General features: G+C 68.9%; 19 protein-coding genes and 3 pseudogenes. 16 read left to right on the forward strand and 6 right to left on the reverse strand.

Annotated features, from left to right (window positions below; all coding sequences use genetic code 11):
* Window positions 1-285: pseudogene (locus tag ACGF4F_RS35960) on the forward strand (amylo-alpha-1,6-glucosidase); the annotation flags it as partial.
* Between the two features lie 226 nt (window positions 286-511).
* Here the strand turns inward: ACGF4F_RS35960 and ACGF4F_RS35965 are convergent.
* Entirely contained in the window at window positions 512-1,096 is a 585-nt protein-coding gene (locus ACGF4F_RS35965; RefSeq protein WP_357446581.1) for a TetR family transcriptional regulator, read from the reverse strand.
* On the opposite strand from ACGF4F_RS35965, the gene ACGF4F_RS35970 reads away from it, so the two are divergent.
* From ACGF4F_RS35970 to ACGF4F_RS35980, 3 genes and pseudogenes are all read left to right on the forward strand, one after another.
* Window positions 1,095-2,009, forward strand: coding sequence for an SDR family oxidoreductase (locus ACGF4F_RS35970; protein WP_357446584.1), 915 nt, complete (start codon window positions 1,095-1,097; stop codon window positions 2,007-2,009). The genes ACGF4F_RS35965 and ACGF4F_RS35970 overlap by 2 nt on opposite strands.
* Window positions 2,010-2,248: 239 nt before the next feature.
* Window positions 2,249-3,169 (forward strand): alpha/beta hydrolase, encoded by a 921-nt coding sequence (locus ACGF4F_RS35975; RefSeq protein ID WP_357446587.1) that lies wholly within the window; start codon window positions 2,249-2,251, stop codon window positions 3,167-3,169.
* A 123-nt stretch (window positions 3,170-3,292) separates the two neighbouring features.
* Window positions 3,293-3,865: pseudogene (locus ACGF4F_RS35980) on the forward strand (PfkB family carbohydrate kinase); the annotation flags it as partial.
* 46 nt (window positions 3,866-3,911) lie between these two features.
* Here the strand turns inward: ACGF4F_RS35980 and ACGF4F_RS35985 are convergent.
* A complete protein-coding gene (locus tag ACGF4F_RS35985) occupies window positions 3,912-4,235 on the reverse strand; it encodes a hypothetical protein (protein WP_357446593.1) in 324 nt (107 codons plus the stop codon).
* A gap of 205 nt (window positions 4,236-4,440) precedes the next feature.
* Here ACGF4F_RS35985 and gvpO point away from each other — a divergent pair, with 205 nt between their 5' ends.
* The 9 genes from gvpO to ACGF4F_RS36030 all read left to right on the forward strand — a co-directional run bounded on the left by gvpO (window position 4,441) and on the right by ACGF4F_RS36030 (window position 10,282).
* The gene (gene gvpO / locus ACGF4F_RS35990; RefSeq protein ID WP_393084782.1) at window positions 4,441-4,884 is read left to right on the forward strand and encodes a gas vesicle protein GvpO; all 444 of its coding nucleotides are present in this window, start codon (window positions 4,441-4,443) and stop codon (window positions 4,882-4,884) included.
* Window positions 4,881-5,354 carry a gas vesicle protein GvpJ gene (gvpJ, locus tag ACGF4F_RS35995; protein ID WP_357446599.1) on the forward strand — a complete coding sequence of 158 codons (474 nt, stop codon included), beginning with the start codon at window positions 4,881-4,883 and terminating at the stop codon, window positions 5,352-5,354. Before gvpO ends, gvpJ (ACGF4F_RS35995) begins: the two co-directional genes overlap by 4 nt.
* On the forward strand, window positions 5,351-6,172 hold the full coding sequence (locus tag ACGF4F_RS36000) for a GvpL/GvpF family gas vesicle protein (RefSeq protein WP_357446602.1): 822 nt from the start codon (window positions 5,351-5,353) through the stop codon (window positions 6,170-6,172). The genes gvpJ (ACGF4F_RS35995) and ACGF4F_RS36000 overlap by 4 nt, the downstream gene beginning before the upstream one ends.
* Entirely contained in the window at window positions 6,165-6,413 is a 249-nt protein-coding gene (gvpJ, locus tag ACGF4F_RS36005; protein WP_357446605.1) for a gas vesicle protein GvpJ, read from the forward strand. Before ACGF4F_RS36000 ends, gvpJ (ACGF4F_RS36005) begins: the two co-directional genes overlap by 8 nt.
* A gap of 27 nt (window positions 6,414-6,440) precedes the next feature.
* Window positions 6,441-6,815, forward strand: a complete 375-nt coding sequence (gene gvpK, locus ACGF4F_RS36010) for a gas vesicle protein GvpK (protein WP_357446608.1) — start codon at window positions 6,441-6,443, stop codon at window positions 6,813-6,815.
* 47 nt (window positions 6,816-6,862) lie between these two features.
* Window positions 6,863-7,300, forward strand: coding sequence for a gas vesicle structural protein GvpA (locus ACGF4F_RS36015; protein ID WP_357446692.1), 438 nt, complete (start codon window positions 6,863-6,865; stop codon window positions 7,298-7,300).
* Window positions 7,301-7,302: 2 nt separating this feature from the next.
* Window positions 7,303-8,073, forward strand: a complete 771-nt coding sequence (locus ACGF4F_RS36020) for a GvpL/GvpF family gas vesicle protein (protein ID WP_357446611.1) — start codon at window positions 7,303-7,305, stop codon at window positions 8,071-8,073.
* 208 nt (window positions 8,074-8,281) lie between these two features.
* Window positions 8,282-9,307: a putative sulfate exporter family transporter gene (locus ACGF4F_RS36025; protein WP_357446614.1), complete on the forward strand. Its 1,026-nt coding sequence runs from the start codon at window positions 8,282-8,284 to the stop codon at window positions 9,305-9,307.
* A 51-nt stretch (window positions 9,308-9,358) separates the two neighbouring features.
* Window positions 9,359-10,282 carry a LysR substrate-binding domain-containing protein gene (locus tag ACGF4F_RS36030; RefSeq protein WP_357446617.1) on the forward strand — a complete coding sequence of 308 codons (924 nt, stop codon included), beginning with the start codon at window positions 9,359-9,361 and terminating at the stop codon, window positions 10,280-10,282.
* Window positions 10,283-10,443: 161 nt separating this feature from the next.
* Here ACGF4F_RS36030 and ACGF4F_RS36035 read toward each other — a convergent pair whose 3' ends face one another.
* Both ACGF4F_RS36035 and ACGF4F_RS36040 read right to left on the reverse strand, forming a co-directional pair.
* The gene (locus ACGF4F_RS36035; protein ID WP_357446620.1) at window positions 10,444-10,878 is read right to left on the reverse strand and encodes an ester cyclase; all 435 of its coding nucleotides are present in this window, start codon (window positions 10,876-10,878) and stop codon (window positions 10,444-10,446) included.
* Window positions 10,879-11,160: 282 nt separating this feature from the next.
* Window positions 11,161-12,192 carry a glycoside hydrolase family 3 N-terminal domain-containing protein gene (locus tag ACGF4F_RS36040; protein ID WP_357446623.1) on the reverse strand — a complete coding sequence of 344 codons (1,032 nt, stop codon included), beginning with the start codon at window positions 12,190-12,192 and terminating at the stop codon, window positions 11,161-11,163.
* A 587-nt stretch (window positions 12,193-12,779) separates the two neighbouring features.
* Between ACGF4F_RS36040 and ACGF4F_RS36045 the strand changes: the two are divergent.
* Window positions 12,780-12,920: pseudogene (locus ACGF4F_RS36045) on the forward strand (LuxR C-terminal-related transcriptional regulator); the annotation flags it as partial.
* Between the two features lie 20 nt (window positions 12,921-12,940).
* On the opposite strand, the gene ACGF4F_RS36050 reads toward ACGF4F_RS36045, so the two are convergent.
* Complete coding sequence (locus ACGF4F_RS36050) at window positions 12,941-13,459, reverse strand: pyridoxamine 5'-phosphate oxidase family protein (protein ID WP_357446626.1); 519 nt, start codon at window positions 13,457-13,459, stop codon at window positions 12,941-12,943.
* Window positions 13,460-13,849: 390 nt separating this feature from the next.
* Here ACGF4F_RS36050 and ACGF4F_RS36055 point away from each other — a divergent pair, with 390 nt between their 5' ends.
* Window positions 13,850-14,866 carry a DUF1080 domain-containing protein gene (locus ACGF4F_RS36055; protein WP_357446629.1) on the forward strand — a complete coding sequence of 339 codons (1,017 nt, stop codon included), beginning with the start codon at window positions 13,850-13,852 and terminating at the stop codon, window positions 14,864-14,866.
* Window positions 14,867-15,014: 148 nt separating this feature from the next.
* Here the strand turns inward: ACGF4F_RS36055 and ACGF4F_RS36060 are convergent, their stop codons facing one another.
* Window positions 15,015-17,966: an amidohydrolase family protein gene (locus tag ACGF4F_RS36060; protein WP_357446632.1), complete on the reverse strand. Its 2,952-nt coding sequence runs from the start codon at window positions 17,964-17,966 to the stop codon at window positions 15,015-15,017.
* A 741-nt stretch (window positions 17,967-18,707) separates the two neighbouring features.
* Between ACGF4F_RS36060 and ACGF4F_RS36065 the strand changes: the two genes are divergently transcribed.
* On the forward strand, window positions 18,708-20,255 hold the full coding sequence (locus ACGF4F_RS36065; RefSeq protein ID WP_393084793.1) for an ABC transporter substrate-binding protein: 1,548 nt from the start codon (window positions 18,708-18,710) through the stop codon (window positions 20,253-20,255).
* Window positions 20,256-20,261 lie beyond the last annotated feature (6 nt).

The following is a 20,261-nucleotide window of genomic DNA, read 5'->3' on the forward strand; positions in this document are numbered from 1 at the left end:
CTCGACGCCGCCAACTACTTCGACGGCCGACTACCCGAAGCCTTCGCCGGATACCCCCGACACCTCACCCGCTACCCCGTGCAATACCCCACCGCATGCAGCCCACAGGCTTGGTCAACAGGTGCCCCTCTGTTGTTGCTGCGGGCCATGCTCGGCATGGAACCGCGCGGAGATCACCTGCTGACCAGGCCGGCGGTGCCCAGTAAGGTCGGCCGGATCGAACTGCGCCGCATACCCGGGCGCTGGCGGCGGGCCGACGTCTTCGGCCGCGGCCGGTTCGGCTAACTGCTTCGTCCCGAAAAGGGACTCCCTTCTTCAGGGCGAAGGAGCCAGGGCGGGTCCTGCCGATCTGCAGGGCGTGCGCGGCTATGTCTTGGTCGGCGAGGTGTTCCTCGGCGCCACCGCGAACCGCCGCCGCATTGCGGTGATGCGGGCTGGATCGGCGTCGTAGGCGGCGAAGCGCCGCCCGCCACCTGTGCGGCATCACTCCCGCGGGCAGCGCCCGCCGTCGTCACGGGGTTCTTCCGCGCATGCCCGCTATCGCGAAGTCCACAAGCCGGTCAGCCTGCTGCGCCGAGCCATTCTCCCGCAACCAGGCGGCGGCGTTCATCAGCGCGAAGACGTCCTGCCCGCGCACCTCGGGCCTGATCGCGCCCGCCGCCCGCGCCTGCCCGACCAGCCGCTCCCCGATCTCCACCATGCGTACGCAGCTGGCGTGCAACTCTGACGCCTCGTCGTCGGCGCCGCCGACGAGCTCGGCGGCCAGCCCTTGGTAGGCCGCGGCGTGTTCGACGACGGCGCGGATCCAGCGTTCCAGGGCGCGGTCGGCGCCGCGGGCGGACTGGGCGATGAGCTCCTCGCCCAGCGCGAACAACGCCTCGTTGCGTTCCCGCAATAGCGCCCCGAGCAGCGCCCGCCGGTTCGGGAAGTGCCCGTAAAGCGTGCCGACGGCGACTCCCGCGTCGCGAGCGACACCCTCCAGCGATGCGTTGACGCCCCGCACCCGGAACGCGGTCTCCGCCGCTGCCAACAGCCGCTCGTAGTTGCGCAGCGAGTCGGCGCGTGGCCGCCGCTTGCGCTCCGGGGTGGTGGTCATGACATCCGCCTTGCTATGTCGAGGGTGCCTCGGGTTATATTTCGAGGGTCCCTCAGTTTACTTTCCTCCGATGGGAGCGTCCATGATCCTGGTGACCGGCGCGACCGGCTCGATCGGCCGCTACCTCGTACGCCTTCTGCAGCAACAGCACGCGCCGTTCCGCGCAATGGTCCGTGACGCCGCCGGCGCCGAAGACCTCGAATGCGACATCGTTGTGGCCGACTACGACGACCCCGACTCGGTCGCCGCCGCCCTGCACGGCGTGGACCGGCTCTTCCTCAATGGCGGTGGCGCGATCCCGGTCGACGGCCCGCAGCCGATGGTGCGCCAGCAGATCGCCGCGATCGACGCTGCCGTCGAGGCCGGAGTGCAGTCGATCGTGAAGGTCTCCGTCTGGGGCGCCAAACCCGGTGGCAAGCTCGCCGAAGGCGCGCACTGGGAGATCGAGCAGCACCTCACATCAGCCCCGATCGGCTGGTCTCTGCTGCAACCCAGCGGCTTCATGCAGAACTTCCGCACCGGCGCCGGAGCGTTCACCGACAACGGCGAACTGATCGGCCTGGCCGGCGACTGGCGAGTCTCCTACATCGACTGTCATGACATCGCCGCGTGTGCCGCCGCACTGCTCACCGGGCCGGCCCGGGCCAATGGCACCTACATCCTCACCGGACCCGAGGCGCTCACCCATGCACAGATCGCCGCGAAACTGTCCGTCGGGCTTCTCGAGTTGACCCCCGCTGAGATGACCGCCCGGCTGACCAGCCTCGGGCTGCCCGGCAACTTCGCCGCCGACGTCGTCGGCCTGTGGAGCGAAGTCGCCGAAGGATCACTCGCCGCTGTGACGTCGGCGGTACGCGACCTGACCGGCCAGCCACCGCGTACCTTCGACGAGTTCCTCATCGCGTCGTCCTAGGCCGTAGGGGCGATCCCCTAGCGGTCGGGAAGCAGCGGGTCCGTCAGGAGGTGGAGAGAGGCGTGGGGCGGTGGCGACGCGAGTCGTACGGCCAGCGCGACCGCCGGACGATGCCGCAGGGGTGACGGTTGCCTACCGTCCTGGATGTGGAAGAACGTGTTGGTGGCGTGGCGGTGCCTCGCCGGCGTGTCCGGTCGGGTTGGCGGCGTGCGTTGCTGCGGACTGCCGCTGGTCTGGTAGTGGTCTTCGCGGTGGTCAGCGGCTCTGGTTGGACCTACGAGACGCTGTCGAGGCAGGGTGACGGTCAGCGGCATCCGGCGCCGGGTCGGTTGATCGACATCGGGGGGCGCCGGCTGCACCTGAACTGCACCGGGTCGACCGGCAGTGCGCCGACCGTGGTGTTCGAAGCAGGGCTCGGCGAGTCGTCCACGACGTGGGCGACGGTGCAACAGATGCTGACCGACGCCTCGGCGACCGTCCGGGTCCGGGCGTGCAGCTATGACCGCGGCGGCTATGCGTGGAGCGACCCGGGGCCGGGTCGGCGCGACGCCGGCCGGCTGGCCGAAGAGTTGCACACACTCCTGACCAACGCGGGCGAACATGGGCCGTACGTCCTGGTCGGTCATTCGCTGGGTGGGTTCGTGGTGCGTCTGTTCGCTGACCGTTGGTCTGGCGAGACCGCGGGTCTGGTGCTGGTGGACGTCACCGACGAGCGCGAGACCGGGACGTTGAAGGCGAGCGTCCCTGTTATCCGTGCGCAGATGGCAGCCTTCCGGTTCGCCGCGCGGATCGGTGTGGTGCGCCTGGCCCCGGGGATCGCCGCGAGTGCGGGCGCGCCGCGGGCGGTACGTGAGCATGCGGCGGTCGCGTATCGGAGCACCAGCATGGCAGCTGCCGCCAGCGAGGCCGAGGCGTCTGTGGACAGCGCCCGTCTGGTGCAGTCAACGGTACGTCCTGGAGCCTGGCAGGACCGGCCGGTGGTCGTGATCTCCGCGGCCGGGCAGCCGCGCCAGGTGGTCGAACATCACGCCCAATTGGCCGCCCTGTCCAGCCGAGGCCGACACATCATCGCCGACACGGCCGACCACTACGTCCATTACGGCCAGCCGCAGCTGGTTGTGGACGCGGCGCGACGAGTCGCCTCCGGTGCTGCTCTGTGAACGACCGTCGGCCGCGCAGATCGGCAGGCATCACAAGGCGTCAGCGGACAACAATCCTGGCCGGCGGTCACGGGGCAGGCGCGGGGCCCAGGGCGGCCATGCGTAGCGCCCGGCGCCAACGGCGCGGTCGACGACAACGACGTGGCCCGCGCCGCAGCCGATCTGCGCGCCGGCGACGTTGTCGTTTGGCAGCTAGAAGTACCGCTACCGACGGTTCGGGCGTTGGCGGCCGCAACCCGCGCAGCCGGGGCGCGACTGGTGTGCAACGCGGCCCCCGCCGCCACGCTCGACGCCGACGTGCTCGCCGCGCTCGACGTACTCGTAATCAACGAGACCGAGGCGCGGGTGGTGCTCGGCGCCGTCGTCCGCACGCCGACCGGCGCCGCTGCGGCTGCCTGCCGAGCCGGCTGCGCCGTCGTGGTGACTCTCGGCGCCGACGGCGCGGTTTACGCCGACTCGGACGGCCGGTCCGGCCACTGCCCCGCGCCGATCGTCGACGCCGTCGACACGGTGGGGGCGGGGGATGCCTTCGTCGGTGCACTCGCGGTCGCTCTCGCCGCCGGCGCCTGCCTCCCTGACGCGGTCGCCGCGGGCGTGGCCGCCGGCTCGCACGCCGTCACCCAGGTCGGCGCGCGGACCGCACCACACGCGGCCGCGGCGTACCTGCCCGCCGCGTCGAGCACGGAACGCAGCTGACGCTGCCCGACCACGAGGTGCCGCGGCTCCTGCTACACCCCCGGGCTCACCGAGCGGGCAGGATCGTCAGACGTTGGAGACGCGCGAGCAGCGTCGGGCTTGGGTATTTCGAGTCGGCCACCTTGTCCATCAGTACTGCGGTGTAGTGGGAGTACAGCTCGGGTGGGAGGCCGCGTTCGATGGTGTCGAGCATCGCCGGACTGGGGTATCGGTCGCTATCGACCTTGTCGATGAGCTCTCCGTAGAAGTCGAGTTGGCTCTGCCGCATGTCGGACAGGAGGTTCTGCAGCCCCTGCCACTGCCGATCGTTGTGGTCCTGTTCTTCCTTCGGTCGGCCTTGCACCGTCGTATCGCCCTGACCCTGGGTCATGATTGCCTTCCTCACCTGCGTGTCCGGGGTCGTCCAGCGGACTTCGGATGTCGTCGTCCGCCGCATCGGTAGGTACTGGGTACCCGGAAAAGGGCCGGGTACGCGCCGGGCGGCGGGAATGTCCGACGATCGACCGGTTGCCGGTCCGGCACCAACGTGGACACCCGGGTTTTCGTCGGCCCTCCCGCTGGGTAGGGGCTAGTTCATGACGGCAGATGCACAGGTTCAAGAGGACCGTGCCCGTGGTCAGTCTGATGGCGACGGTGCCCACGGACGTCCCGGTCGCGATCACGACTCCCGCGGTGATCATCGTGAGGGTCGGTCCGAGACGGATGGCACGCGGGAGCGGTCCCGTGGTGATGACGGTGACCGGCAGGGTGTTGGCTCCGGTCGCCGCGGCCTGGTGGACGTCGCCCGGGCTGCCGTGGGTGAGTTCGTGGAGTTGACCGGGCTGACGCCGGAGAGATTGAGCGGGGCACGACCGGAGAAGGACGGCTGCTCCTTCCTCCTCGACGTCACCGAACTGGATCGGATTCCCCCGAGCAGCAGCGTTATGGCGACCTACCGGGTGGACGTCGACCAGGAGGGCCACGTCATCCAGTACGAGAGGCTGCGGCGGTTCCATCGCAGCGCCACGGATCAGACATGACCGGGAATCTGGCGGCACCTCGGTCGCGATACGCGCAGCCCGCTTCGGACTCGCTGGCGGATGTCCTGGAGCGGGTCTTGGACCGTGGCGTGGTCATCGTCGGCGACATCGTGGTGGGTGTGCTCGACATCGAGCTGCTGACGTTGAAGGTTCGGCTACTCGTCGCGTCCGCTGACACGGCACGACAGATGGGCATCGACTGGTGGCTGCATGATCCCTTCCTCAACTCGCGGGCCGCGCAGGTCGAGGCCGACAAGAAGGCCACGGCGAGAGCAGGTCAACGGAAGGTCGAAGCCACTCCCCAGGCGGAGGGAGAAGGGGTTGGAGCGCAGCCGGCGTCCGCAGCGGCGTTGGGCAGCGGACGCGCTGGTGGGGACGGGCTCATCGATCAGTTGCGGGCGGAGAATGAGGCACTCCGCGAGCGTTTGAGCGAGATCGAGCGGCGCATGCGGACCGGGAGCTCGGAGTGACCGCGAACCAGGGCATCTACCTGTATGCCGTCGTGCCCGCGGAGGCCGCGCTGCCCACCATGGCGGGCATCTGCGACGAACCGACCCAGCTCCTCTCCGGATCGGGTCTGGGCATGCTGACCAGCGAGGTGTCCGCCGAGAGCTTCGCGGCAATCAACGACGAGTCCGGCGATGCGGCACTGCTCGGCGAACTCGCTCGGCGGCATGACGCCGTGGTACGGGCCGCCGCGGACGCCGCCGGTGCCGCGCTACCGCTGCGGCTGGGCACGGTGGTGACCGAGCATCGGGCGCTACTTGATCTGCTGGCTGTCCGCGGCGAACACTTGCGCCGGTTGTTGGCAAAGGTCGCCGGCTGTGACGAGTTCGGCGTGCGCGTTACCGGCGGTACCAGCACCGCGGCAGGCAGCCACGACTCCATTGACAGCGAATTGAGTACTCCGGCCCCCGCGGGTAGCCCCGCCGGGAGCGCCGACGACGCTGAGGAGCGGTCCGCGAGCATCGGGGTCGGCCTGGCCTACCTTCGGCAGCGACGCGAGTCGTTGCAAAGCGTGCAGCGACGCAGGGAGGCCTCGGCCATGCTGGCTGCCGACGTGGACGCGGCACTGCGTGAGCAAGCCGTTGACGCCGTCACCGGTCGGGGCGGAAACATCCTGGACCGGACGTACCTGGTGCGCCGCGACCGGCGGTCGAAGTTCATCGAGGTTGTCGACCAATGCGGCGACCGGCTGGCCACCGAGGGTTACACCCTCAGCGTCAATGGGCCGTGGCCGCCGTACTCATTCTCGGTGACCAACCTCAAGACGGCTGACCGTGGCTGAGCGGCGTGAGCTGAGCACCCGGCTCACCGGCACGAACGACCTGGTCGAGCTGCTCGACCGGATCGTTGATCGCGGTGCTGTGGTCAGCGGTGATGTGGTGATCGCACTGGCCGGAATCGATCTCATCCGGTTGGACCTCAACCTGCTGCTCATCGCGGCTCAGCGGCTCGACGACTTCCAAGCTGGACTCGACGAGCCCGAACAGTGGGGAGTAAGTGGCCGCGAACCGGGCAATGCCTGAATGGACAACCAGGAAGGAGGCTCGCGGATGACGCCGTCGCGGAATGATTCGCCGCTTCGGGTGAACATCGACCCGGAGCAGGCCGGCGCGGGCCTCGGCCGCCTCGTCGTCGTGCTGCTGGACGTGGTCCGGCAGCTGCTGGAGCGCCAGGCGTTGCGCCGGGTGGACGAGGGTGGTCTGACCCCGGAGCAGGTGGAGCGGTTGGGGCAGGCGTTGCTGGCCTTGGACCGGCGCTTCGTTGAGTTGCGGGAGATCTTCCAGGACTCGCCGACCAGTGGCGAATTCGAAACCGCCGACCCGGAAGACCGCACGGCGCAGGGGGATCGTCAGTCGGAACGACGAAACGACCGGACGGACCTCGACCAGTTGCTGGCCTTTGCGAGAACCGACAGGACGAGCTGACCGGCAGCGAACACAGCGATTGAGGAGAAGCGACAACGATGACCATGATGACCACCGGAGCGAACCGCGCTCCCCGCCCAAGCAGTCTGGCCGACGTACTGGACCTGGTCCTGGACAAGGGAATCGTGATCGACGCGTACGTACGCGTCTCGTTGGTAGGGATCGAATTACTGACCATCGACGCCAGGATCGTGATCGCCAGCGTGGACACCTACCTACGCTTCGCCGAGGCGGTCAACCGCCTCGACCTTCAACCCGAGGGACAAGTCACCGGCCTGCCCGGGATGATCCAGGGGATGACCGAGGGAGGCGCCCGCTCCAAGACCCGCGGCGCGCTTGGCGGTCTCAAGGACACCTTGGGCGAGATCAAGGACTCCGTACACGGCGACCGGGACGATCAGGAAGGTGAGGGAGACGAGGGTTCGGGGCGCCGGCGGCGCAAGCTCCCGATCGGACGCCAGACTGGCAGTGACAGGGAGAGCTGATCGTGCTGGTCGTATACGGATTGGTCCGCCCTGCGCATCCGTTGCCCGAGAGTGTCACCGGTATCGGGACGCCGGCCGGCCGGGTCCGGTTGGTGGGTACCGAACAGGTCGCCGCGGCGGTGAGCGAGATCGGCGACCAGGCCCTGCGCGACGCCGACGCGGTCGACTACCTCGACGTCTTGCGGGCCCTGATCGAGGGTGGACCGGTCCTGCCGGTTCGGTTCGGGACGCTCGCCCCCGACGACGACGCGGTGCGATCGGAAATCCTGGCGCCGCTCGGCGAGCGGGCCGCCTCGCGGCTTGATCAACTGGACGGCCTCGTCGAGATGCGACTGAAGATCAAAGCCGATGAGGATGCCGAGCTGCGCAACCTGCTCGCCTCGTCGCCGACATTGCGCCAGCTGGTCGGGCAGTCCCGGGCAGGCGCGGCGGATCTCAATGCGCAGATCAGCGTCGGTGAGCAGGTGAACCATGGACTGGCCGAGCGGCGTGCGGCACTCGACGCTCAGGTGGCCAGCCGGCTGGCGCCGCTGACCGTTGACCACGGCTCGCGCACCGCAGACGACGTCACGCTCCTCACTCATTACTACCTGGTCCGTGCTGACGACCTCGAACAGTTCGACGCAGCCGTTCAGGAACTGCGCGACGATCTCGGTGAGCGCTACACCGTCGAGTACGTGGGTCCGCTGCCACCGCTCGACTTCGCCGAGAGTGCGGACGACGTGCCCCCGATACCCGCGAGCGGAACCGCGTCCAGCCGCTGGGGATGGTGAGAAGCGTCAGGGAAGAGCGGTGCCGTGAACAACGGTGAAGCTCAGCACCGCTGTCGCCAGCGGGTACCCGCCGGGCGGTTTCCCTGCCGAGTCCTGACTGATCCACCGCGGGCCGGAACAGCGACCGGTTCGGTCATAGGCGCTGCCTATGACGGTGGTCTGGGAATGATCTCTACCGGGGAGCGCCGCGCGGGCGAAGCCTGGAATGGTGATCGTTCTTGCTGAGCCGCCCACCCGCCGTCGCGTACCCGTCCAGGCCGCCGGGCTCGGCGCGGCGGTGTTGCTGGGACTCGCCGCGACGGTTGCCGGCACGCTGGTCCCCGTGGTCGGTGCGCCCGTCTTCGCCGTTGTCGTCGGGGTCTTCCTGAGCCCGCTGGCCCGGCACCGGTCCGAGGCGATGGCGCCGGGGCTGAGCATCGCCAAGGGCCTGGTGCTCCAGTTGTCAGTCGTGTTTCTCGGGGCTCAACTGTCGCTCGACGAGGTGCTGTCGGTGAGCGCGGCGTCATTGCCGGTCATGCTGGGCACGCTCGGGGTGTGCCTGCTGCTGGCCTGGTCGGTGGGCCGGCGGCTCGGCGTTCCCCGCGATCTGCGCACGCTGATCGGCGTCGGCACCGGTATCTGCGGCGCCTCCGCCATCGCGGCCGCGACACCGGCGATCCGGGCGAAGAGTAACGACGTGGCGTACGCGATTTCCACGATCTTCCTCTTCAACGTGGCCGCCGTCCTGGTCTTTCCCCCGCTCGGGCACGCGCTGGGGTTGGACGCGCACGCGTTCGGGCTCTTCGCGGGCACCGCCATCAACGACACCAGTTCGGTGGTGGCCGCCGCGGGCGCCTACGGCCAGGACGCCACCGGATACGCAGTCGTCGTCAAGCTCGCCCGTACCCTGATGATCATTCCGGTCGTCCTCGTCCTCACCACCCTGACCCGCCGCCGCGCCGACCTGCCGGAGACGTCGAAGGCCCGGCTCGCGGCCTCTCTGGTGCCCTGGTTCCTGGTCGCATTCCTTGCCGTGGCCGCGCTGAACACCGGTGGGCTCATTCCCGCCGCCGCCCAGGCCGCTCTGCACCAGGTGGCGCTGCTGTTCATCGCGATCGCCCTCGCCGCCGTCGGCCTCTCCACCGACGTGGCCGCCCTCCGCCGCGCCGGCGCCCGGCCGCTGCTGCTCGGCCTGATCCTCTGGGCCGCGGTCAGCTCGACCAGCTTGGGTCTGCAATACCTGCTGGCCCGATGACGAGGCCCGGGACGGGCCGAACACCCAAGCACCTGTGACAGACTGCGCGGGATGCCACTACCGCCCTGGATAAGCGACCTGCCGGCGCTCGATCTGCTGCTGTCCGTCGCCGAGACGGGGAGCGTCGGGCGCGCGGCGCAGGCGCACGGGATCACCCAGCCCAGCGCCAGCGCGCGGCTTGCGAAGCTGGAACGCCGGCTCGGCGTACCGCTGCTGGTGCGTTCGCGGCGCGGGAGCCTTCTCACGCCCGCCGGCGAGGCGGTCGTCGCCTGGTCGCGCAACGTCATCGACGCCGCGCAGAGCCTCGCCGACGGAGTTCTGACGCTGCGCGCCGACCGGCAGGCGCGGCTGCGTATCTCGGCGAGCCTCACCGTGGCCGAGTACCTGCTGCCAGCCTGGCTGCTGAGCCTGCGCCGCACCCATCCCGAGCTGGACATTTCGGCCGACGTAGCGAACAGTCACGGCGTCGTCGAGGCCGTCCGCTCGGGCGCGGCGGACCTTGGGTTCGTCGAGTCACCCGACATCCCCGCAGACCTGAGTGCCCGCATCGTGGGCGACGACCGGCTCGCCCTGGTCGTCGCCGCCAGCTATCCGCTCGCCGCGCACGCCTGGCGCGCACTGCGGCCGACCGACCTCGCCGATCAGCCACTGCTGCTGCGTGAACCGGGCTCCGGCACCCGCGACACGTTCCTGAACGCGGTCGAGCACGCCCTCGGCTTCGCGCCGTCGCTGCCGCACGCCATCAGCCTCGGCTCGACCACCACGATCCTTTCCACGGTCCGCGCGGGTGGTGGCATCGGTGTGATCAGCGCACGCGCAGCCGCACCCGCCGTCGCAGCGGGAGAACTGGTCGAGCTTCGGGTCGAGGGCCTCCCGCTGACCCGTCCGCTGCACGCGCTGTGGCTGGGCCGTACCCCGACCGCCCTCGCAGCGGAACTCTTGGCAATCGCCGCTGCTCCCTCCGCAGGGCGATAGCAGTTCCGGTGAATCTCCCGCCAGGATGGCTTGCCTTGGCGGACCCCACCGGACGAGGTCGGGCATAACGGGCGATGCGTGGGAAACCCGCCCTCAGCGCCTTCGCCATCACCTCCGACGGCCCATCGCACCCGGACGGAGCGGCACCAGGGGCTGCGGGACTACGCTAGCCCAATCTGCTTCATGAAGGTGGTGAGGTCGTAGAAGAGGTTCTCTTCGGCGATCTTCCCGTCGACCCATCGGGCCACGGTGCAAAAGTCGACGTCGAACGATTTGCCGGTGGGCGGGATCTCGTTACCGTCCGGGCCGGTCATGGGGCCGGTCATGGTGCCGGTGAAGCGCGCGATCGAGCACGTCCAGTCACCTGAGGCGAACAGGACCTTGTATGGCCGGTTGCCTAGCCGCTGATCCGGAAACGCCTTGAAGAACTCCCTCGCCTCGGCCTCGTGGTTGTGCTGACCATGCGTCTCCGGCTTGCCGGGCCACCGCACCACGACGTCCTCGTGATGCCGACTGTTGAATGTGTCGATGTCCTGGGCGTTCCACGCGTCGTCGAGGGTCTGCATCAGTTCCATGTTCTGCTGCTCGTTGCCCACCGCCGTGACCTCCTGCTGTTGATCCGCCGTTCAACGGTGAGCCTAGGGCGGTGCGATGGCCACCCGACCGCGTTTGTCGACTTCCATGCTGGCTCAGCGAAGTCAGCCAGCCCCGGCATGTGGCCCGCCGCCCACGCTCGACCCGTCCTGGATCCTCGACCCCGGCGCCCTCGTCGGTCCGCCGGCTGACTTGGGCCGGCCCCGCGACCCTGACTTGGGGGTGCTCGGGTGGTTCCCGGGCCGGTTCGGGCGTGCGGAGCCGACGGCCGCCTCACCAGACGGTCAGTGGAGACGGGCCCGCAGGTCGGCGATCCGATCCGCCGCGGCGATGAAGCCGGCGCCGTCGAGCCGGCCCTCGGTCTGGGCGTTGACCAGGGCGGCGGTGGCGGCTTCGCCCTGGCTGACGTCACGGGCGGAGCACAGGATGAGGTCCATGCCGGCGGTTGCGGCGGCGACCGCGCGCTGGCCGGTGGTGCCGTAGGGGGCCAGCGCACCGGCTTCCAGGGCGTCGGTGACGGTCACCCCGGTGAACCCGAGGCGGTCGCGCAGTTCCTGCCTGACCACTGTCGGCGACAGGCCGGCTGGGCGGTTCGGGTCCAGCGCCGGGTAGCTGGCCCAGGACACCATGACGAGGTCGACGCCGATGGCGACGGCGGCGGAGTACGGGAACTCGTCGGTGCCGCGCAACGTGGCCAGCGACTGGGGCAGGGTGACCGTCCGGGTGTCTGTGTTCTGGGCCGTTGCCGCCCATCCCAGTCCGGGGAAGTGCTTGGCGGTGGCGGCCACGCCGGTGCGCTGCTGGGCGGTGATGAACGCCCGCCCCAAAGCCGCGACGGTGCCGGGGTTCGCGCTGTAGGAGCGCTGATACTGGTCGATGAAGTTGCCCGCAGTGGAGTAGACGTCGAGAACCGGGGCGAGGTTGACATTCATGCCCACTGCGGCGAGGGTGCGGCCGGCTCCGGTGCCCGCCGCGGCCGCCGCGGCCACCGGATCGGCGGACTGGCCGATCCGCTTCTCTGACAGCGCAGGCGCCCCCGGCAGCCGCCGGATCAGGCCACCCTCCTGGTCGACCATCAGCAGCAGCGGCACGTGGACCGGGCTTTGCGCCTGGGCGCGTCGCAGCTGGGCGGTCACCGAGCTGATCTGGGCGGTGCTGGCGATGTTCTCCCCGAAGAAGATCACCCCGGCGGCCTCACCGGCGCGGATGATCCTCAACAGGCTCGCCGGTGGTGTCAATCCGGGGTAGGAGTAGATGATTCGCTGCCCGGCCAGTTGCCACCTGGTCAGGCCGGCCGACCTGGTCGGCGCCGGCACGGACGGTACCGGCGCGGATGACGTGCCCGGGGCCTGCGTGGGCAGCTGCGCGGTGGATGTGGACGACGATGCCACCCGCCCGCCACCCGACCCACCAGGCGCGGGCCAGATTGAGCGGGTCGTATCAGGGGCGGACGGCCCGGGCGTGGGGGTGTGTGAGGCCTGGCAGGCGACCATGACAAGGCCGAGCGTCCCGGCCGCCAGAACGGTGCGAACCTTCGCCGGTGGGTACATGGCCACCTCCGCCTAGCACGATCCCGGCGCGCCTGACGGACCCGACGATCAGTCGACGGTGACCGATCCGCGGTGTCCCGATCTCATCCGGTGGCGACGATGAACGTGCATCCGCTCCGGCGGCGATCGCCAGCGCTGCGCCTGCCGGTATGGGTGCCGCCCTGTGTCACCGGACCCCGTGCGGCGGCTCTATCCATAAACAGTATGTGCGGGAAATCCGTCGGTGACCAGTCGCCCACATCATCGCCCGACGCGACCATTGAGCTGAGCCTTCTCCCGGCCCCGCTCTTTGCCGATGCTGGGCGCCCACAGCCCCGGGCTGCCGCGCTGGGCGCGGCGTTGGCCAGTCCAACCAAGCGATCGCGGCCCGGCTCGGGATCAGCCCCAAGGCGGTGCAGAACCACGTCTCCAACGTGCTGCTCAAACTCGGCGTCGCGGACCGGGCCCAGGCCGTAGCCCGCACCCGAGACGCCAACGTCCACCGCCGGACCTGAAGGCACGTCGAGTTTCGTCGTCACTTGGCGGTGAGCTTGGCGAGGTCTGGGGCGTAGACGGTCATCCAGTGCGCGTGCAGCCGGTAGAAGACCACGTCGTTGTCCCAGTCGAAGGCGCTTTCGCCGTAGAAGTCCTTCAGGTACGTGAGCAGGTCTGGCCAGTCCGCGGCAGGCTCGCTGTCCTGAGGGTTGAGGATCTCCACCGTACCGTGCGTGAACACGCCCAAGTCCTCGCCACGCATGTGCGCGACGCTGGCGGCCGGACGGGCGGCGAGGTGGCGGGCCTTGGCGGCGCTGCGCGCCGTCCCGAAATGCCACTTGCCGTGTAGGAAATGCCCGTCCACGCCGCTGATCCGCGGCTCGCCCTTCGCCGTCACGGTGGACAGGGCAAGCGTGCACATGCCGGTGAGCACCTGGGTGAGCTGCTCCGCGGTCAGGGTGCGCTCAGCGATGATCGAGCGGAGATGCGAGGTGGAGCGGGACAGGGAGGAGTCCAGGAGGCCCTGGAGCCCGTTGAGATCATCCGGCGTTTCGCGCATCGAGATCCTTATCTATCCGTAAGGCCGGTTCACGTCCAGCACGACGCCGACCGGTGAAACCATGTTCGATCAGAAACCTGACGCCTTGTGTCGTACTTCTTCAACTAGCAATGATCAATCGCGGGACGTCTCAACGCACCTGGCCGCAGCGGCGGGCGCGCCCGAGCAAGCCGGGGGATTGGCTTTCCGTCGCCGCAGCAAAAGATGCGCGTATGGCAACCAAACTTCTTGATGTCTCGATGGAAAGAACCTAGGTTCGGGTGAGCACTTGTCATGTAGCGCCCCCGGGAGGCCCCGAGACCTCGCGGGGAACGAGAGGCCGATGCAGACGGACAGCCGACGAGCGAAACCGGCAGCGCCGCCTCGATCGGTGAGACAAGGAGGTTCAGCGTGGGTAGCAGGAAACGTTTCCTCGCGGGTACGGCGCTCCTCGCCGCCGCGGTCCTGAGCGGCGGTTTCGCGGCGGCGCCGGCCACCGCATCGCTATCGTCGTGCGTCGCACCGGACAGCCGGCCAACCGTCCGCTTTCTCGACTACGACAGCGGCGTGGCGAACCGGACCGTCGACGGCGGCTGTTCGATCAACGACCTGATCGACGACGAGCGTGCCTGGGCCAACCACGGCGGGTTCGTGGCGCACGTGACGCACATCGCGCGCGGTCTGGCCGGCGCCGACGTGATCACCACAGCGGAGGCCGCCACGCTGACCGAAGCCGCGGCGCACTCCGACGTGGGTAGAACGACAGGCTACGTCAGCCTGTTCGACGGAACGACCGAGTCGTACGCGAACTGGGGCTACGTCGGCGGCCGGGGGTTCGCGCTGCGCGACGACGGGTCGATGGTGACGACCAACGCGCCCACGGGCGGCGGCCTCGGCATGCTCTGGTACCGGGCCGCCCAGTTCGGCGACTTCTCACTGCGCCTGCAGTTCCGCGACGAGCGGGGCGGCGACGCGAACGCGCGATCGAACAGCGGCGTCCTCGTGCGGTTCCCCGGCGTCGACCCGGCCGCCAGCCCCCAGTGCAAGACGAGCGATCCGGCATGGGTTGCCGTGAACTGCGGCCACGAGATCCAGATCAACGACTCGCCGGAGATCGGCAGCAACGACCCGCGGAAGACCGGATCCGTGTACGGGTTCGCCGACCTGAACCTCGCCCAAGCCCGCTCGACGGATAAGGGGATCTGGAACGACCTCGAGATCCGGGTCGTCGGCCAGCACTACACCGTGATCCGTAACGGCGTGGTGATCAACGAGTTCGACAACGTGCCCGGCCTGCCCTTCCCGGGCCGTCCGACCGACCCGGGCACCAGTGGGCGGCAGTACGCGCAGGGCTACGTCGGCCTGCAGAACCACGACGGCGGCTCGGTCATCGCCTTCCGCAACATACGGGTGCGGGATCTCGGCTGATCCTGGCCCGGTGCCTGCTTGTGGCAGCGGTGATCCGCCGGGCCAACCTGCTCGGCGGATCACCGCGGCGTACGCACCGGATGGGGGTCATCTCGGTGCGAATGGGCCCCGGACCGGTCCGGGGCGCGGTTCCAGGGAGGGCTCGACGCTAGTGGTCGTGGCCGCAGGAGATCCGGGCCCGTTCGAGCTCCTCCGGGGTGTTCCACCAGTACGCGGCCGTGCTGGCGTGTGCGGGCACGCGCTGCTTGACCTTGCCCTTGGGTGCTGATGCCGCCGGTGGCGGCTGATTGGTCGTCGTGGAGGTCGGGTAGGGGGCGATCAGGCCTGCGACGGTGTGGTGCCGTCCACCCACGACGACCGCGGTGACGTTCGCGGCGTCCTCAATCCGAGTCAGCGGGTCGCCGTCGACGATGGCCAGGTCCGCCAGCATGCCCTTGCCGATTCGACCGATTGGCTGCCCGAGGAAATCCCCCGACGTCGACGTTGCGCTGGTCAGGGTCTCCAGCGGCGTGAGGCCGTACTTCACCATCGCGCGCATGTTCATGTGCAGGCTGATGGCCAGGTGATCGATCGGGGCGTCGGTCCCGGCGGTGACGACGCCGCCACCACGGACCATCGCGACCAGTTGCGCGACTTGGTTGGCAAGGTTCTGCCGGTTGACGGTCTGGTCCGTCGTCTGCGCAGAGCTGACCGACGCCTGCAGTTTCTCCATTCGCCAGTTCGGGTAGAGTCGCCGGACTCGTTCGTCGGTGACGAGGGAGATGTCCTCCCGGTACAGGGTCGACGATACGAACAGAGTTGGCGTGCGGGCCATCTTCGACGCGTTGAACATGGCGATGACGTCGGAGTACGCCGATCCGACGTTCGTGACGGTCCGGGAGTAGCCGAACCGGTTCGTGGCGCCGACGTGCTCGGTTCCGTCGCCGCCCATTGCGATCGCCGGGTAATGGTAGTGCGACGTGACCGGCTTGCCCTGCCGGTGTGCCCACTGGATGACCTCCTTGTGCCACACGACCGGTAGCCGTACGTAGCACTTCATCAGGTCGTAGTCGAGCTTGGCCGCCCGTTCCAGCTCGAGCGCCAGTTGGGCGTGGGTGAATGTCGGGCGCATGAAGTTGTAGTAGATGCGAGGCCCGTCCACGGCCTCGCCGGTGGCCAGATAGCGCGGCGCCAGTCGGGCGCCGGACTGGACCGATTCGCGTTCCTCGACCATGTGGTAGGCCGGGGAGCCGGGTGAGCGGGTCGTGGTGATGCCGAGCGCGAGCCACAGCGGCCCCTGCCGCGACCCGTACGCGTAGCCCTGCATCTCGCGGTGGTGGTGGATGTCGATCAGTCCGGGCATGACGAACCGGTCGCTGGCGTCGACGAGGCTGCCGCTGCGGCCCTCGCGGTGCGGCTCGACCGCAACGATCCGCTGGCCTCGCACGATGATGTCGACATCGCGGGCCACTGTCGCGGACGACCCGTCCCACATCCGGCCTGCGTGGATCACGACCTGGTCGGGGCCGGGGTCGTTGCGCCAGCGCAGCTGGACCGGGATCGTCCGGCCGGCCCCGCCGTCGACACGGACCGTCTTCAGCTGGCCACCGGACAGGTACAGGAGCGTGGAAGAGCCGCCCGTCCAGACGGGTGCGTCGGACAGTTCGCTCGTGACCTGGCGTGCCGGCCCGGTCGGGTGTCCGCTCCGGTCGACCGGGAGCACCCAGATCAACGATTCCATCGCGAATGCGAGCATCGTCCCGTCCGGGGACCAGACGGGCCCGTCGTCACCGCGGGTCTGCAGCGACCTGTGCGGGGCGGGGTCGACGTACCTGCCGGCGCCCGTGGCACGGTCGACCACGAGGATCTTCGACAGACCCTCCCGGTAGCGGCGCGAGTAGGGCACGACGGCCGCCAGGGCGATCATCTTCCCGTCCGGGGACCACGTGGGCCGGCCCGGCTCGAACGTCGCGCCGAAGACCTGCTGCACGTCGCCGGTGGACACGTTCAATACCCACAGACCGCCATCCTGGTCGAGATAGGCGATCTCCTCACCGCTTGGCGACCACCGCACCGACAGGGCCGCGGACTCGGTCAGGTAGGTCAGCTGCCGGTCGACCCCGAAGCTCAGGTCCCGGACCCAGATGTTCAAGGTGCCGGTTCGGTCGCTGACATAGGCCAGCTGCTTACCGTCCGGCGAGAAGTCCGGGTCGGCCTTCCACCAGCGGTTCCCGAACAGGGGTACCGGCTTCTCCCCGAGCCGCATCAGGTAGATGTCGTTCAGGGCGCGGAACGCGACCATGGTCCCGTCCGGGGACACCGCCGGGGAACCGATGCCAATGACAGGGAAGGTGCCGGGTGCGTCGAACACCCGGGTGGTCTTGCGGTACTTCGCGACCGTGGCGGTCAGCGCTGCGGTGAATCCGACGGTCCCGGCGGTGGCCGAGCCGAGGCGACGCGTGCGGATCTTGCCGGCCGAGCTGTAGTGGTACCGGCCGTCGGCCGTGAACCTGGCCTGGAATGGGAACACCTCCTCACCGGTGACCAGGGTGCCTGCCGTCGAGGCCAGTTCGTTGCGGCCCGCATTGAGCAGGTGGTAGGCGATGTCGGTTCCGTTCGCCAGGAACGACGGCTGGTGGATCACCTGGCCGGCCGGCACCACGACCGCCGTGGTGCGGGCACCGGTGGCGACCTCGGCGACATCGATGCGGGTGTCCGCTACGACGAATGCGATGCGAGATCCGTCCGGTGACCAAGCCGGCTCGTACTCCTCGGCCGCAGTCTCGGCCAGGGCTCGGGTGGAGCCTGTGGCGAGGTCGAGCACATGGATGCCGTACGAGCCGCCCTGGTCGGACGAGTAGGCGATGCGACGCCCGTCGGGGCTGTACCTCGGTTCGCGGTGGTCGAACGGGCCCTTCGTCAGTTGGGTGATGCCTGACCCGTCGGGGCGGATTGCCCACAGGTTGAACACTCCATCCCGGTACGACTGGAACACGATCGTGGATCCATCGGGCGACCAGTCCGGCTGAGCGATGTCGTACAGGTCGGACGTCAGGCGGCGCGCGGTGCCGCCCGAGGCGGAGACGACCCACAGCACGCCGAGCATGTCGAACGCGAGCATGCGCCCGTCTGGAGACGGTGCGACAGCGAAGTCGGTTCCGGTGTCGACGCGGGTGTTGCCGCCCGGATCGGGGCTGCCGGCGCGGGCACTCGGCGCGGCCGCTTGAGTGAAGGCCGCTGCCAGTATGGCGCCCGCACCAGCCTTGAGGACGGTTCGGCGGGACGGGGTGAATCGGGAGCCGGTGGGGCCGCAAGCCCGTGGCTGGTCGGGCTCCGTGAGGTCGTCGGCCGGAAAATCCGCAGTGGGGGACATGCTGTTCCTCCTTGACCTGCTGCATCGGATACTTCAGGCGGTATCGCGCATCCTTCTCCCCGGCGTCATGGCGCGGTCCCCATCTATGCCGCTCGAACTGTGAGCGGCCCACACAATGCGGTGAGCGGTGCAAATAGCGCGACGGAAGGTCCCGCTGGTGCCGGCACTCCGCGCTGGCGGATTGCGAACGGGATTCGGACCTGTGTCAAAGGACACGATCGCCGGCTTGCCGCCCCAACTACGTGATCATGTAGCCTGACCTGCGTGAACAGTGCGCCGTCGTTGGACCGGACCCCGCTTGCGGTCCGTGTCGTTGCCGCGCGCCGTATCTGCTGCTGTTGACGGCCTGACACTCCGACCCGCGCCCGTGGCTGTCGCGCCCCGCTGCCCGCGCGCCGTCATCAACGTCTGATCTGCCCTCATTTGTGAGCCTCAATCACCGCGTCCCGCGCTCGCGCGACGCAGGTTCCGTCTGCCTGGAGTAAGGACATGACCATTCACCGCAGGCCCTCGGCTGGCCTACCCTTCGCACGCCGGTTGCGCCCGCTCGGCGCGCTCGCGGCCACCGCCACCCTCGCTTTGCTGCTCGCCGCCTGCGGCTCGTCGACGAGCCCCGGGTCGACAGGCGCCGCCGACGCGACGATCACGGTCGGTTCGCTGAACGAGCCGACGACGCTCAATACGATCAAGGGTGGCAACACCGGCCACGCCCAGGTGCTGCTGCGCAACGTCGTCGAGGGGCTCACCGTCCTGACCGACGAGGGCAAGGTCGAGCCGCTGCTGGCAAAGTCGTGGGACGTGTCGCCGGACGGCACGGTATACACGTTCCACCTGCAGCCCGGCGTGACGTTCTCCGACGGCACCCCGCTGAAGGCCAGCGACGTGGTGGCCGCGCTCAAGCGCGTGACGTCCGACGAGTCGACCAGCGCCCGCAAGAAGAACCTCTCGATCATGAAGACGATCGAGGCACCGGACGATGGCACCGTCAAGGTCACCCTGTCGACGCGGTCGCAGTCGTTCCTGTTCTACCTCACCAGCACCGGCGCGGCTGTCACCAAGCCCGACGCCGGCAACCCGGAGACGACTGTGATCGGCACCGGCCCGTACACCCTGACCTCCTGGAAACAGGGTGACTCCATCACGCTGACCCGCAACGACAAGTACTGGGGCACGAAGGCCAGCAACAAGCAGGTGGTGTACCGCTTCTTCAAGGACGCCACCGCCGAGAACAACGCCCTGCTCGCCGGCCAACTCGACCTGGTGACCCAGGTGTCCTCGCCGGATGTGCTCACCCAGTTCGACAACCAGCCGCAGTTCTCCATCGTGGAAGGCACGTCCACGACGAAGGAACTATTCAACTTCAACGACGCCGTCGCCCCGTTCAACAATCCCGACGTACGGCACGCCATCCGGCAGGCCATCGACCGCAAGGCGCTGCTGACGGCGGTGTGGGCCGACCGCGGCCAGGTCATCGGCTCGATGGTGCCGCCCACCGACCCCTGGTACGAGGACCTGACCAGCATCGACGACCACAACGTCGCCGGCGCCAAGCAACTGCTGGCCAAGGCCGGGTACGCGAACGGGCTGTCCTTCACCGTCGACTACGTACCGTCGGACGCGGTCAACATCATCGCGCAGGGGCTGAAGAGCCAGCTCGCCCAGGCCGGTATCACCATCACGCTGAACCCCGTCGACGACGCGACCTGGACCGACAAGGTCTACAAGAACCACCACTTCCAGGCCACCATCATGACCCACGTCAACCAGCGCGACCTCGTCTGGTACGGCGACCCGACGTTCTACTGGCAGTACGACAACCCGCAGGTGCAGCAGTGGGTCAAGGACTCCGAGACCGCCGCGACACCCGACGAGCAGACCGCCCTGCTGAAGAAGGTGGCACGGCAGATCTCCGAGGACGCGGCGAGCGCCTGGCTGTTCCTCGACCCCGCCATCAAGGTCGCCAGCACCTCGGTCAGCGGCTACCAGAAGAACAACACCACGGACAGTTTCTATGTCGCACCGATCACCAAACGCTAGGCGGTA

The sequence above is a fragment of the Micromonospora sp. NPDC047740 genome, from assembly GCF_043204735.1.
GTDB lineage: Bacteria > Actinomycetota > Actinomycetes > Mycobacteriales > Micromonosporaceae > Micromonospora.